The following is a 14,967-nucleotide window of genomic DNA, read 5'->3' on the forward strand; positions in this document are numbered from 1 at the left end:
AAAAAAATAAATAACTCAGGCTTAACACATAAACGATTATGATAGGAGTTTTAAAAAGCTAATGAGTGTTAAGGCAAGCGGTGGAAGCTCAGTTGCGCGTCCGCAACTATATCAAACCCTACCCGTGTCCACCATTTCCCAAGCGGAACAACAAGACCGCTTTTTAGGAAGAGGTGAACTAAGTGAACTGGTCAGTTATTTTGCCTCTGGGGCAAAACGTTTAGAAATCGCCCAAATTCTCACAGAAAATTCCGAAATCATCGTTTCTCGCGCTGCTAACCGGATTTTCGTCGGTGGTTCACCTATGGCTTTCTTAGAAAAGCCTCAAGAACGAGAATTGGCAATGGTCGGTGCTGATGCTAGTCTGCAAGAGGGCATGAAATTAGGAACAGTCACCTACGTTGAAAGTCGTGGTGGTTTCTTGGAAAACCTGCGTTCTATTTTCAATACTTCTGCTGGCGGCCCCACACCTCCGGGCTTTAGACCCATTAACGTCGCTCGTTATGGTCCGGGTAACATGGCTAAGAGCTTACGGGATTTATCCTGGTTCTTGCGCTATGCTACTTATGCCATTGTCGCTGGTGACCCTAATATCATCTCTGTGAATACCAGAGGTTTACGGGAAATTATTGAAAATGCCTGTTCCTCTGAAGCGACTATAGTGGCTTTACAGGAAATCAAGGTGGCTTCTTTATCCTATTTCCGCAAAGACGCGGCAGCTACAGAAATTGTGACTCAGTACATGGATGTATTGCTCACAGAATTTCAAGCGCCAACACCTTCAACGAAGGTCCGCCAACGTCCCAGTGCTGATCAACAAGGGTTACAACTACCCCAAATTTACGCTAACGCGGCTGAAAATCGTCCCAAATACGCTATGAAGCCGGGTCTGTCTTCTAGCGAAAAGACAGAAGTGATCAAAGCGGCTTATCGTCAAGTATTTGAGCGCGATATTACCCGTGCTTATAGCTTGTCTATTTCTGATTTGGAATCAAAAGTTAAAAATGGCGAAATCTCCATGCGGGAGTTTATTCGTCGTCTTGCTAAGTCTCCCCTTTACCAAAAGCAATTTTACCAGCCTTTTATTAACAGCCGGGTAATTGAATTGGCTTTCCGTCATATTTTAGGACGGGGACCTTCCAGCCGCGAAGAAGTGCAAAAATACTTTGCTATTGTTTCTAAAGGCGGTTTAGCGGCTTTGGTGAATGCTTTGGTAGATTCTACCGAATACAGCGATTACTTTGGCGAAGAAACAGTACCTTATATTCGGGGTCTGGGTCAAGAAGCTCAAGAGTGTCGCAACTGGGGACCACAACAAGACCTGTTCAAATACAGTGCGCCTTTCCGTAAAGTACCTCAATTTATTACAACTTTTGCGGCTTATGAACAGCCATTACCTGATCAACATCCTTATGGTTCTGGTAATGATCCCTTGGAAATTCAATTTGGGGCGATTTTCCCGAAAGAAACTCGCAACCCCAGCAGCAGTCCTGCACCTTTTAGTAAGGATACCCGCCGGATTTTGATTCACCAAGGACCTGGTATCAATAATCAGCTTAGTAACCCTAAAGCCCGTGGTGTAGCTCCAGGGACTCTAGGGGCTAAAGTCTTCAAATTAGACCAATTACCAGGAACTATTGGCAAAAAAGCCGCTAAGGGAGCAAGTGTTAAGTTCTCTGAAAGTTCTACCCAAGCGGTAATTAAGGCTACATACTTACAAGTTTTCGGTCGTGATGTTTATGAAGGTCAACGGCTGAAAGTTGCAGAAATTAAGCTGGAAAACGGCGAAATCACTGTCCGTGAGTTTGTACGGGTATTGGCTAAGTCGGATTTATTCCGCAAGATGTATTGGACTTCTCTTTATGTGTGTAAAGCGATTGAGTATATTCACCGTCGCTTATTAGGTCGTCCTACCTATGGTCGGGAAGAGAACAATAAGTATTTTGATATTGCGGCTAAGAAAGGTTTCTATGCTGTTGTTGATGCTATCATTGACAGTGATGAATACAGCCAAGCTTTCAATGAAGATACTGTTCCTTACGAACGCTATTTAACTCCTGCTGGTGTATCTTTACGTCAGTTGCGCGTGGGTACTATCCGCGAAGATGTGGCCAATGTTGAAAAACAAGCAACCCCGCGCTTTGTGGAATTGGGTGCAGTTACAGAAATGCGGACTGAACCAGATATTGATTTCCGCATTAATCAAGGTGTTACTAAGCAACGTGAGCAAACCAAGGTCTTTAAATTAACAGCAGTTGGTAATGATAAGGTTGCTGTTAATACTGTGATTAGCGGTGCTTATCGCCAGATTTTCGAGCGGGATATTGCTCCTTACATTTCTCTCAACGAGTTTACAAGTCTAGAAAGTAAGTTGGTGAATGGTGAAATTACGGTGAAGGAATTTATTCAAGGTTTGGGTTACTCTAACCTGTACTTGAAGGAGTTTTATACACCTTATCCCAACACGAAAGTAATTGAGTTGGGTACTAAGCATTTCTTGGGTCGCGCACCGATTGATCAAGCAGAAATCCGCAAATATAACCAAATTCTCGCTACTCAAGGTATTCGTGCCTTTATTAGCTCTATGGTGGAGAGTGTGGAATATCGTCAAGTCTTCGGTGAAGATACTGTTCCTTACCGTCGCTTCCCCACTTTACCTGCTGCTAACTTCCCCAATACTGAAAAGCTTTACAACCAGCTAACTAAGCAAAATGATGATTTGGTTGTTCCCAGCTTTAAAACAGTTAAGCCTCGGATTAAAACTGAGAATACACCAATTTTGGCGAAGGCGATCGCTGATTTAGCAGCCCAAAGTAAGAAAATGGACAAGACTAAACCCTTGTTTATTGAGTTGGGTCGTTCTTTCAATGATGGACGTGGACAGTCTGTAGAAGTTGGTGTAGGCACAAGCAGACGCAAACCAACCCGAATTTACCGCGCTACTACTGGCACAAATTCCCCGGAAACCAATCAGGTAATTAATGCTATTTACTGTCAGGTAATGGACGTATTTAGTGGTCAAGTTCCTGGTTATTTCCGGCGTTCTGACTTAGATAGCAAATTACGTAATGGTGAAATTACCGTGCGTGAGTTTGTCCTGGAATTAGCTAGTTCCGAAATCTATCGCAAACGGTTCTATACTCCTTATCCCAATACCAAGGTAATTGAATTTTTATTCCGTCACTTGTTGGGACGCGCACCAGCTACCCAGAGCGAAATCCGTCAATATAACAAATTATTGGCTGATAGCGGTTTAAGGGCTGCTGTAGAGGGAATTGTCAATAGTGCTGAATATGCTCGTTATTTTGGTGAAGACGTAGTACCTTACAAACGCTATCCCTCTTTACCAGCGGGTAACTACTTGGGTAGTGTACAAGCTGAGGCTGATTTGGTGAAACAATCTTGGTCTAGCTTGTCTCCTGCTGTTTTAACAGGTCGTCCTAGCAATAGGTAGGTTAATGGGTAATAGGTAATTGGTAATGGGTAATTGGTAATGGGTAATGGGTAATGGGTAATTGGTAATTGGTAATTGGTAATTGGTAATAACTCTACCTGTTCCCTGTTCCCTGTTCCCTGTTCCCTGTTCCCTGTTCCCTGTTCCCTGTCCCCTGTTCCCTGTTCCCTGTTGCCTCAAAATGAGCAAATCTGAAAATTAATGTTACAAAATATTAAGAGCAGTAATAAATGCTCAACATAATACTGGACAATATTTTGCGGGAGGTATTTGAGTTTTCCATCTGGTTTACACCAAATCCGGTCAATCTGGTTGCAAATGTAAATCAAGATGTTAGGCTTGACTATCAACCACATAAAGTCGTACCAGTTTAATCAAACTCTGGTTACATTAGTTTTGGAGGAATCCATTAATGAGTATCGTCACGAAAGCTATCGTGAATGCTGATGCAGAAGCTCGCTACCTCAGCCCCGGTGAATTAGATAGAATCAAAGGTTTTGTTGCTGGTGGCGCACAACGCCTTCGCATCGCGCAAGTATTGACCGAAAACCGCGAGCGCATTGTTAAGCAAGCTGGTGACCAACTGTTCCAAAAACGTCCTGATGTTGTTTCCCCCGGTGGTAACGCTTACGGTCAAGAAATGACAGCTACTTGTTTGCGTGACTTAGACTACTACCTCCGCCTCGTTACCTACGGAATCGTTTCTGGTGATGTTACAGCCATCGAAGAAATCGGTATCGTTGGTGTTCGGGAAATGTACAAGTCTTTGGGTACTCCCATTGATGCAGTTGCTGGTGGCGTTGCCGCTATGAAGAACGTTGCTGCTACCTTGTTGTCTGCTGAAGACGCTGGTGAAGCTGGTTCTTACTTCGACTACGTTGTTGGTGCAATGCAGTAGGTTTTAGCTCTATTCTCGGCTCAAACTGATACTGTGACAATAAGGTTGGAAATAAGGAAAAAACAACAATGCAAGACGCAATTACCTCCGTTATCAATTCTTCAGACGTTCAAGGTAAATACCTTGATACCTCTGCTCTCGAAAAACTAAAAGGCTACTTCGCTACTGGTGAACTGCGCGTTCGTGCCGCAGGTACTATCAGTGCTAATGCTGCTGCGATCGTTAAAGAAGCTGTAGCTAAGTCTTTGTTGTACTCTGATGTTACCCGTCCCGGTGGTAATATGTACACCACCCGTCGTTACGCAGCTTGTATCCGTGACTTGGATTACTACTTGCGTTATGCTACCTATGCTATGCTCGCTGGTGATGCTTCCATTTTGGATGAGCGCGTATTAAATGGTTTGAAAGAAACCTACAATTCCTTGGGAGTACCCGTAGGCTCTACCGTTCAAGCTATCCAAGCTATGAAGGAAGTAACCGCTAGTTTGGTAGGTCCTGACGCTGGTAAAGAAATGGGCGTTTACTTCGACTATATCTCCTCTGGCTTGAGCTAGGAGTTAGGTTTGCACTTAGTAATATAGGTGCGGAACTGGTATTTTGGTCTGGAAATCAATCATGATTGCTAGAAGGTTCTCTTGCTAATTTGATTGTAAGTGTTATCAGTCTAGTGTTGATGGTTGATTTCCAGTCTGCGAAAGATTAATTAAAGATTTGCACTCAAAATTTTTGAGATAAAAAAGTTTCCACAAACAAATAGAGGAGATTTGAAGAAAAATGGCTCGTTTATTTAAAGTAACTGCTTGTGTTCCTAGTCTATCTCGTACTCGCACCCAACGCGAATTACAAAACACTTACTTTACTAAGTTAGTTCCCTATGAAAATTGGTTTCGTGAACAACAACGGATTCAAAAAATGGGTGGCAAGATTGTTAAAGTGGAATTAGCAACTGGTAAACAAGGTACTAATGCTGGTTTGTCTTAATTTCTATAAATCAGAGCTTATTTTATTTCGATTTTGTTAGGGGTCTAAAAAGACCTCTTTTTTTATTATATTTTCGCTGTTGCTGATTTAGATAATTTAGCTCACGCAGAGGCGCAGAGTCGCAGAGAGTGAGTTTATCTTTTTTTCATTTGATATTCTATCGAACTCTTGGAAATCATGCCGACAAGTATCCATTGTAAGCGATCGCCTGTGGTGCGATGCGCCAATAATAAACTAGAATTAAATAACCCTAGCTAAAAATTCTCTCAACCATGGCAACTGCTACTAACATTGGTACGCTAGTAACCTGTTCTCCAGATATCAATAATGGTCGTCCCGTGATTACAGGGACTAAAACTTCTGTGAGTCGGGTGGTTGTTCTTTACAAACAAGGTGCAAATGCTGAAGAAATTGCCCGTCGGATAAGTCACCTCAACCTTGCCCAAGTTTATGCAGCTTTAGCTTACTACCACGTTAATCGTCATCAGATTGAAACTGAGTTAGCCCAAGCAGAAGCAGAATACTGGAATTTAGCAGAGTTACACAGCCAGAAAGATACAGCATTGGCGAGTTAATGCGTGGAGTTTTGCGACTTATTAACACCAAATCAGCAGAAGATATGCAGAAGTGGAGTTTTTAAGTAACTGGGTTTATTGATTATGCCAGCTTTTATAGTCAGTCATACAAAAATAGGATGGGCTTTTATACCCACCCGTGGTTAATTATTCTTATTTCAATGGTTAAAAATTATTGTGGGTTGCGTTGTTGACGACGAGAACGCATTTCTTCCCGGAATTTCTTCATTTGTGCTTGCTGTTGGGGAGTTAATACAGCTTGCATTTTTTGTCTTTCTGACTCATGGATTTGTTTACAGCAGTTTTCATCTATTTAAACCAGACTTTGATTACCTTCTTCCTTTGCGCCTTCCCTACTTTGCGTCTACCCTTCGGGATCTCTAAGAGAGATTGCGCGAAACAAAAACCGTGGTTCATTTACCTGAAATTCGCTGTAATTTGATCTTTCTGTTTGTCCGTTAGGTTCAAAGACTGAAAAATATCACTCTTCTTTTCTCTTGTTTCTTGATGTTCTCCTTGTCTTGGTTACTGAAGGGGGGACGAAATCAGCTTCCCTAATATTGTTGGGTGTTAGTCTTAATGCACAAGATTCTTGCAAAAATCTTGTGCATTCTGCATTAATTATTTTCTTCCGATACTTGGTAACAAATACGAAGTGCAAGTAAATAGAAAATACAGAGTGTGAACTTTTGCGAGCAATCATTTGACAAACATCTGTGTCTGATACAGGGGTTTCCGCTCTTATGAGGTACATCCTAAGCCCCCTCCTCGCACCCCCCTCAATCCCTGCGGGGGGATTGAGGGGGGTGGGGTTCTTGTACCTCATAACATCGGGAAGTGCTGTATATATTATTAATTAATATAACGGATTACCTATGGAGGTAAACCCCTACTGTGGCAACAAAAACAATGATTTTTCGGAAAGTTAGTTTGTTAACTTGTAAAGTTACCAACCAACGTCAAAATTGGGTACGTCGCTTTGATCTGAACGTGCAGTCTCCCTTTGTTTGATTTACCTTCACCATAACCCAGATTCCTAAACATCTTTACCACTGCGGGGGGTTTTTTTCAACTGCTTCCAGTTTTTTAGCAATATCCAAAGTAATCATTTAAAGAATTAGAAATGGCAATAGAGGATGATGAAGCAGCCAAACCCGCAACAGAAAAAGACGAATTTCCTGATTTATCTTCTTGTCCCGCTTGTCCTTCCTATTCTCCTGATTGTCCTCGTCCTTCTCGCAACCCTTGTCCAAGATCCGCAGGAAGAGTAGGTAAAGTTGCAGTAGAGACAATATCAATATCATTGTCTCTACTCTTTCTGGATTTTTCACAAAAAGACTATCAGCAAAAAATAACGGCTCTTTGATAAATCTAAATCCTCGCTCTGTTGATTGCTGTTCTTTATATATTTTCAATATTTCGGACAGGTCTATTAGTTATCAAAAACTCTTCTAAGATTTTTTTGGTTAATTTCTTTAAATCTGCTTTTTTCCTTTCTGTGCTTTCAAATAATAACCGTTCGGCTGACGCTCACGGCGAAGCCATCTTTGCTCTATTCCCCCGTAAGATACTTTCTCTTCTTGATAGCTATATCCTTTAATATCATTTGGTTTCAGTTCTTTACTTATCGGTGCTTTTACCAGGTTTTTAGCTTTTTTAATGGATAATGGGACTCGACTTATTCATTTCATGTTCGACATTAATTTTAAATTATTTTCACTATATAATACACTATCAGCAACCATTATACTTTCAAAATCTGTTTGTTTGGAATATTCCACTAAGATGTGAGCAAATACGGCTTTATCTGATTCATTTCCTGATGCTCCTCTAAAAAATAAAGGTATATTTCCATTACTACTTACTATTAAATCTAATATACATTGTTTTAAGTCTGGATGATGCTCACGGGAATGCCCCTGTGTGATATTAATCGGATTTTCTCGATTTATTCCTCCTTCTTTCTCTTGATTATTTAGGCAGTTCTTATACTCTTCATGTAAATGTAATGAGCTTGAATCTAAATGGGAATATGCGGATTCTAGTTATATCAAGCATCAGAACCGAGACTAGGTCTTATTAGCATTCTTAAATTTAATTATAAAAGCTTAACTCAAATAATTGGGTATTTATTTACCTAAAGTTAACAGAAACTTCGCAAACTTCACAATTAATAGTACCATAGGTGAGATATATTGTTTTTGGGCAATTAGCAATTAAAGTAAACTTTATTCTTAGTGAAAAATTAACAGCCGTTAAATCAAATCATCGGTCTAATTTGGCCTCTTTATTTCTTGAGATGTTATCAGTAAAAATCCTAAATCCTAAATAGTCCTGAATTTGATTGTAAGAGGTGAAAATATGGGTAACAAGAAAGTTGTCAGAAAACCCTGGAATCAAAAGCTAAAAACTATCTATATCAAATCTGACTACTCAACTTTAGATGAAAATCGCTGTATTGCTGCTTATTACACCTACTTTGTAATCGCTGCAATTTATCCAACATTGAAAAAGCCAACAATACTACACCATTATGGAAACAGATATTAACCCCGTCCTACTTGGAAATGGTAGCGTTCAATTAGTTGACAATACTATCACGAGCAGCAAATTTTTTGACCTTTACACACTCAACAGTAATAATGGCAATAAAGGTTTTATCATCGCGGGTAAAAGTGACGACAACTTAGGCTACTCAGTCAGCGATGCTGGCGATATTAACGGTGATGGTATTGGGGATCTAGTTATTGGCTCACATTGGAGTGATCCTGATGGTAAAAGTAATGCAGGGGTAACTTATGTACTTTTTGGTAGTACAGAAGGCTTTAATCAACCCTTAAATCCTTCTACTCTCAATGGTACTAAAGGGTTTGTGATTAAGGGGGCTCAAGCTGGTGATCAATCAGGCTGTTCCGTTAGTAACATTGGGGATATTAACGGTGATGGTGTTGATGACCTAGCCATTGGCGCACCTTTTTCTGGTATCAATGGGGATAATTCCGGGGCTGCTTATATTATCTTTGGTAGCAAACAATCCAATTATTTTAGTAATCCCATTGAACTTTCCGACCTTGGTAGCAAAGGACTGACTATCAAAGGCAATAATTCGGGTAATAATGCAGGTTGGGCTGTTAGTAGTGCCGGCGATTTTAATGGTGATGGCATCAAAGACCTATTAATTGGTTGCACCAATTATGATCAAGAGGAATCGGGTATTCAAGGCGAAAGCTATGTCATCTTTGGTAAGGAAGGTGGTTTCAGTTCAACCTTAGACCTATCCAATATTGGGCTAAATGACGGTTTGAAAATCATTAGTGATGACCTCAATAATCTGGGCTATTCTGTCAGTGATGCTGGAGACATCAATAAGGATGGAATAGATGATCTAATTATTGGTGCGCCTTATGCAGATCCTGACCCCAATGGCAATAATTCTGGCAGCAGTTATGTCATTTATGGACGGAGGATTGACACGGAAAATCCGATTACTGACAATACCATCAATGTCTCCCTCTTTGATAGTAATAATAATAGTAATAATGATTTTACTGGCTTTACCATCAATGGGCAAGATAAAGATCAATCAGGCTTCTTTGTTAGTAAAGCTGGAGATATTAACGGAGATGGGATTGCAGACCTAATTATCGGTGCAAGAGATGGAAATCCCAATGGTAAAGAAGTTGCTGGCAGAGCCTATGTAATTTTTGGTAAACAAGGCGATATCGGTTACGTCTTTAACCTTTCCGATCTTAATGGCAGTAATGGCTTTACTATCAACGGTATTGCTGACTTTGACAACGCCGGCTGGTCTGTCAGTGATTTAGGGGATATTAACGATGATGGAATTGATGACATCATTATTGGCGCAAATAATGCTAATAATACTTCTGGACAAAGCTATGTCATCTATGGTAATAGGGACGGCTTTAGTTCTACCTTTGAACTCTCCAATCTCAACGGTACAAATGGGTTTATCATTAATGGTATTGCTGAAGATGGTAACTTAGGTCACTCAGTTAGTGGTGCGGGAGATGTCAACGGTGACGGTGTTAACGATTTCATTATTAGCGCTCCCTTTGCTGATTCTGAGGCTGGAGCAGCTTATGTGGTGTTTGGAACTCCTGTGAACGAAGCACCTACAGGTTTAAGTCTCAGTAATGACAGAGTGAATGAAAATGTTGCAGGTAACTCTGTTGTTGGTTTATTTACTACAATTGACCCAGATAGAGGGGATACTTTTACATATAGCCTAGTTACTGGTGAAGGTGATGCTGATAATTCTGCTTTCACTATTGATGGAGATCAACTAAAAATTAATTCATCTCCAGACTTTGAAACTAAGTCCAGTTACAAGATTCGCGTCAAGACACAAGATGCGGCTGGACTGACTTATGAAAAAGCCTTGACCGTCAACATTAATGATATCAACGAAATAGCTTCAAGTTCAGGTTCAACTTCAAACAGTTTCCTGACACTAATTAGTGATAATGTCTTTAACATTAAAGCTAATAATGGTAAAGCGACATTAGAAGTCAAATTGACAGGAAATAATTCCAATCGTGTCAATGAAATAGGAGTATTTACCGTTGATGATGCCAATGGTAAAATAGATGGTATTAACCCAGGTGCTGCAGGTTATAGGGAAAAAGCGCTGGACAAAAATCAAGTAATTTTCTCTACTCTGACTAATTATCCCGCTGGGTTTGATCCTAACAGCCTGGCAAGGTTATTAGCATTAAATGCTAATGACAATTTGAGATTCTATATCATCAAAGATGGTTCAACGGAGTCTGTACTCAATAAGACCACTTCGATTGAAAATGTCCTCTTTCCGGACCCTTCTACCTTCAAAATTACAGACTTGGGGTCTGATAGTTTCTCTTTGGGGTGGGAAGATGGTTCTGGTGATCCGAATGGGTTTGAAGATTTGCGGGTGAATATTCAAGCAACTAATAAAGCCATCCCTCTTGGTACAACTCTGCAAAGCAAACCACAAGGGGAATCATTAGATCTGCGGAATATCACAGGTGCTACAAAAGCTGATTTTACGGTTTACCGAGAAGCAAGTTACAACAACTTCGTTGGTTTCTATCAAGTCACTGGTGAAAATGGCGGTATTGATACCAATGATGATGGCCAGGCTGATATCCTTCCAGGAGAAGCTGGTTATATTCAAGCAGCCATTAATAAACGGATTTCCGATGTTAACTTATCTGTGAACGACGGTGGTACAGCTACTTCTAGTGCTGTTCTTCAGGGTGGTTCTATCTTTGTGCCATTTTTAATTGTTAATGGTAGACCTGATGCCTTACTTGATAGTAATTCTAATAACGACCCAGATATTTACTTCACCTTCTTGGGCGCTAACTCAGATAGTGTTGATCATGTGCGGATTTTAGGTGACAATATCTTTGGTTTTGAAGATATGCGTGGTGGTGGTGACAGAGACTTCAATGATGTGATTGTTAAGGTCAATTTGACACTCGCAGCTTAGAAAATATTGCTCAAGCCCATCTTGCTTCGTTGAAGATGGGCTTATTAAATAATAGGCTGTAATATTAAATCTAAGTAGCGATCGCTGTACCAATTGCGTAAGTCCTGTGATAGATCTGGGAAATTTTCTGGATGTAGAAAAATCAGCAGAAATTGCTAAACTGAAAATAAAATCTCCTCCACCTTCCAACACCTTTACCGCCCTGACGCAGTTAACTATGACTCCTCACAAAAGTGATATAAAAGATACTTCTTCACAATCAAAAATATGGAGTGGTTGGCAGGAAAATGTAGTTTTAATAACTATTGCCCTGAGTTTAGCACTTCTGATTCGGACTTTTATTGCTGAACCACGCTTGATTCCATCCGCATCAATGTACCCTACGTTACACACGGGCGATCGCTTGGTAGTAGAAAAAGTTTCCTACCGATTTCACCCTCCCAAAATCGGCGATATAGTTGTTTTTCAGTCACCACCAGAATTACAAAAACGGGGATATCCTCAAAACCAAGCCTTTATTAAACGGGTAATTGGTGAACCAGGAGCGGTAATTAGCATTGCTCAAGGACAAGTTTACCTCAATGGTGAACCGCTAACAGAAGACTACATCGCCGAACCTCCAAATCTCCCATTTCCACAAATAAAAGTCCCGAAAGGGGCATTTTTCGTCATGGGAGATAACCGGAATGATAGTAATGACTCTCGTTACTGGGGTTTTGTACCTAATGAAAATATCATCGGTCGCGCCACGTTTCGCTTTTGGCCTGTGAACCGCATCGGTTTGATTTAGTGAATTTACTAGAACCGTAAATAATACATTAACTGAGCTATCTCCTCCCCTGATAATTCTAGCCGTTTTTGGAAATCAGCCAAACTTCGGTAAGGACCAACAGCCAGACGGTTTTCTATAACTGTCTGTGCTAGAGATAAATCTATAAAAGGAATTTTACGCAAACTCTCAATCGTTGCTGTATTAGGATTAACTACCTGGGGTTGCTCCAGGGAATTGTTGTCATAATAATTAAAATTGAGCAGGGGTTTTAGTGGTTCTAATCGCTGTAATGGCACACCTAAAGCCGCAGCTATGTCTTCAATACAATAAAATACTACACCAGCATGGGAAAGTTCCACCAGCGATCGCCCTTGATGAATTGATAACCCGGGTAAACGCAGCCAATCATCCACCGTTGCTTGATTAGCATCAATACCCAAACCCAATTCAGCTGCTATTTGCACTTCCTCTCTGGATTGTAAACGATAATAGGGATCACTCAGCAGCTTGGCTCGGAGATTTTGCAATTTTAAATTTACAGGTAGCCATCTATTCATAGTTGCACAAGTATACAGCACTTCCCGTTGTTATGAAGTACAGTATCGGAGATACGTTAAATATACTCTCATAACTATATCATATTTGTACCTTATTTACCCACAATCTGCCCTATAATCATTGTTGATCAAAATATTTTCATCCTTTGCCCAGAATTTAACATATTTTGGACAATTTTTATGGAGATATTCCTAACCTTCAAGATTTTTAATATAATTCTGCCCCAAGATTTGAGGGGGTTTGCTGTTTATCAAGGTCTTGTAAATGTATTTTTTCTATATATATAGCTTCAGCATAATATTTGTCTTTTTCTGGTTGCGGAGGATCTATTTTTTTCCACTCTTCAATAAAGTAACGACAACGTTTTTCTCGAAATACTCTCTCCATACAAGCCAATGCTGCTTGAATAACCTGCGGAGTTCGCAATATTTTTGTTTTATTTATTTCATTGAGATGAAATAAATGGGAAACTATTTCTAATTCTTCTCCTAATTCTAAATATCTATTTTGCACACTAGAAATTAAATCAACTTCATCTAATGGAAATTCTAACATTTGTTGCCATAAAAAACGATGATGAGAAAGACTAAATTCTAAATTTCGTGTTTCTAAATCGTCAATAATTATTTGACGCTGTTCAGAAGAATGAATATAAATAATTAATAATGAGGCCTCAGCCCGTTCTAGTAAAGTGCGTTCTGTATTAACTAAAGATAATTTTGGGGTTTGAGGTTGCGGTTTATTTATACGCGGACTTAGAGATTTTAGACTATTAGGTTTAATCTGAGTTAGGAGATTTTCAACTCTTAAAGGTTTAAGTCTGCTATCTCCTAAACTGAGAATTTCTGCACAGTAAGAGACATAATAATTTATTGTATCACTATTAACGATATTTTGCAATAATTTAACAATTTGTTGGGTAACTTGTTGAAAGTCAGTAGCTTGTTTTAGATCTCGATTTTTAATGATATTTTGAATTTGCCAATCTAGCCAAAGTGGTGCATCTTTTAATAATTGTTGATAATCGGATGCTGTATGATCATGTAAATATTCATCAGCATCTTTACCATGGGGTAAATTGAGAATTTTTAATTGTACTTCTCCTGTATAAACTAAATTAGAAACTTCACCAATTGCTTTTTCCGTAGCATTTATTCCAGCTTTATCTGCATCAAAATTGAGGATTAATTGCTTGGATTCTGTATAACGTAATAATAGCCGTACTTGTTCTATACTTAATGCTGTACCCAAGGAAGCAACAGCGTTATTAATTCCGGCTGCATGGAGAGAAATCGCATCAAAATATCCCTCTACAACTACCGCTTGATCAACTTTAGAAATAGCGTCTTTGGCTTCATCTAAAGCAAATAAAGTTTTCCCTTTACTAAATAATTCTGTCTCAGGAGAATTGAGATATTTTGGTTGTTCTTCCTTTAAAGTTCTGCCTCCAAAAGCAATTACTCTCCCTTGAAGATCACGAATAGGAATCATTAACCTATCACGAAATACATCATAATATCCTCCTCCTTCTTTTCGGGGTTTAATTAATCCTGCTTGTTCTACCAATTGCAGGGGATAATGTTTACTTTCCACCAAATAACGGTAAAGGGTTTCCCAACCAGGAGGGGCATAACCTAAACCAAATTGTTGAATAGTTTCCTCTTGAAATTGACGAATTTTTGTTAAATATTCCCGTGCTTTTTGTCCTTGAGATTGTCTTAAAGTGTGTTGATAAAATTGAGCAGCGGAAGCGAGAACAGTATATAATTGGTCACGTAAAGATATTTGACGTTGTAATTCTTGTCTTTGTTCAGGTTCTAAAGTTTTAACCGGGACTTGATAACGTTTTGCTAAATCTAGTACCACTTCTGCAAATTGACGTTTTCCCAAATCCATGACAAATTTAATTGCATTTCCCGCAGCTTGACAGCCAAAACAATAATACATTTGTTTATAAGGACTAACTGTAAAGCTGGGAGTTTTTTCATCATGAAAAGGACACAAACCCACAAAATCTTTACCCCGTTTTCGCAACACTACATACTCTGATATAACATCAACAATATCAGCGCGGAGTTTAACTTCTTCAATAGTATCTGGATGTAAGCGAGGAATTTGCATGAGAAATCAACAATGATAATCTAGATTTATTATACTATAATATATTTTAATTGTGTTAGTGGCTAGTAGGGTGTGTTAGCGACAGCGTAACGCACCAAACCCTGAAACACAGCA

12 protein-coding genes and 1 pseudogene are annotated in these 14,967 nt (G+C 39.5%); 9 read left to right on the forward strand and 4 right to left on the reverse strand.

Features of this window, described 5'->3' with window-relative positions; translation table 11 throughout:
* The first annotated feature begins 61 nt into the window (after positions 1 to 61).
* A complete protein-coding gene (locus H6G25_RS07615) occupies positions 62 to 3,454 on the forward strand; it encodes a phycobilisome rod-core linker polypeptide (RefSeq protein ID WP_190391961.1) in 3,393 nt (1,130 codons plus the stop codon).
* Here the strand turns inward: H6G25_RS07615 and H6G25_RS07620 are convergent.
* Complete coding sequence (locus H6G25_RS07620) at positions 3,428 to 3,643, reverse strand: hypothetical protein (RefSeq protein ID WP_190391962.1); 216 nt, start codon at positions 3,641 to 3,643, stop codon at positions 3,428 to 3,430. The genes H6G25_RS07615 and H6G25_RS07620 overlap by 27 nt on opposite strands.
* Positions 3,644 to 3,866: 223 nt before the next feature.
* Here H6G25_RS07620 and apcA point away from each other — a divergent pair, with 223 nt between their 5' ends.
* The 5 genes from apcA (at position 3,867) to H6G25_RS07650 (ending at position 7,274) form a co-directional block, all read left to right on the forward strand.
* A complete protein-coding gene (gene apcA, locus H6G25_RS07625; protein WP_028084653.1) occupies positions 3,867 to 4,352 on the forward strand; it encodes an allophycocyanin subunit alpha in 486 nt (161 codons plus the stop codon).
* 68 nt (positions 4,353 to 4,420) lie between these two features.
* Positions 4,421 to 4,906, forward strand: a complete 486-nt coding sequence (gene apcB, locus H6G25_RS07630) for an allophycocyanin subunit beta (protein ID WP_028084652.1) — start codon at positions 4,421 to 4,423, stop codon at positions 4,904 to 4,906.
* Positions 4,907 to 5,126: 220 nt separating this feature from the next.
* Positions 5,127 to 5,333 carry a phycobilisome linker polypeptide gene (locus H6G25_RS07635; protein WP_027402734.1) on the forward strand — a complete coding sequence of 69 codons (207 nt, stop codon included), beginning with the start codon at positions 5,127 to 5,129 and terminating at the stop codon, positions 5,331 to 5,333.
* A 272-nt stretch (positions 5,334 to 5,605) separates the two neighbouring features.
* On the forward strand, positions 5,606 to 5,908 hold the full coding sequence (locus H6G25_RS07640; protein WP_028084651.1) for a DUF433 domain-containing protein: 303 nt from the start codon (positions 5,606 to 5,608) through the stop codon (positions 5,906 to 5,908).
* 1,123 nt (positions 5,909 to 7,031) lie between these two features.
* Positions 7,032 to 7,274 carry a hypothetical protein gene (locus H6G25_RS07650; protein WP_190391963.1) on the forward strand — a complete coding sequence of 81 codons (243 nt, stop codon included), beginning with the start codon at positions 7,032 to 7,034 and terminating at the stop codon, positions 7,272 to 7,274.
* A gap of 316 nt (positions 7,275 to 7,590) precedes the next feature.
* Here the strand turns inward: H6G25_RS07650 and H6G25_RS07655 are convergent.
* Positions 7,591 to 7,935: pseudogene (locus H6G25_RS07655) on the reverse strand (IS1634 family transposase); the annotation flags it as partial.
* A gap of 334 nt (positions 7,936 to 8,269) precedes the next feature.
* Between H6G25_RS07655 and H6G25_RS07660 the strand changes: the two are divergent.
* From H6G25_RS07660 to lepB, 3 genes are all read left to right on the forward strand, one after another.
* On the forward strand, positions 8,270 to 8,458 hold the full coding sequence (locus tag H6G25_RS07660; protein WP_190391964.1) for a hypothetical protein: 189 nt from the start codon (positions 8,270 to 8,272) through the stop codon (positions 8,456 to 8,458).
* Positions 8,442 to 11,402, forward strand: a complete 2,961-nt coding sequence (locus tag H6G25_RS07665) for a DUF4114 domain-containing protein (protein ID WP_190391965.1) — start codon at positions 8,442 to 8,444, stop codon at positions 11,400 to 11,402. Before H6G25_RS07660 ends, H6G25_RS07665 begins: the two co-directional genes overlap by 17 nt.
* 217 nt (positions 11,403 to 11,619) lie before the next feature.
* On the forward strand, positions 11,620 to 12,192 hold the full coding sequence (gene lepB, locus H6G25_RS07670) for a signal peptidase I (RefSeq protein ID WP_190392040.1): 573 nt from the start codon (positions 11,620 to 11,622) through the stop codon (positions 12,190 to 12,192).
* Between the two features lie 8 nt (positions 12,193 to 12,200).
* On the opposite strand, the gene H6G25_RS07675 is transcribed toward lepB, so the two are convergent.
* Positions 12,201 to 12,731 carry a ComEA family DNA-binding protein gene (locus H6G25_RS07675; protein WP_190391966.1) on the reverse strand — a complete coding sequence of 177 codons (531 nt, stop codon included), beginning with the start codon at positions 12,729 to 12,731 and terminating at the stop codon, positions 12,201 to 12,203.
* A gap of 208 nt (positions 12,732 to 12,939) precedes the next feature.
* Positions 12,940 to 14,853 carry a DNA primase gene (gene dnaG, locus H6G25_RS07680; protein WP_190391967.1) on the reverse strand — a complete coding sequence of 638 codons (1,914 nt, stop codon included), beginning with the start codon at positions 14,851 to 14,853 and terminating at the stop codon, positions 12,940 to 12,942.
* Positions 14,854 to 14,967 lie beyond the last annotated feature (114 nt).

Origin of the sequence: Dolichospermum sp. FACHB-1091 (assembly GCF_014697585.1) — a bacterium.
Classification (GTDB): Bacteria; Cyanobacteriota; Cyanobacteriia; order Cyanobacteriales; family Nostocaceae; genus Dolichospermum.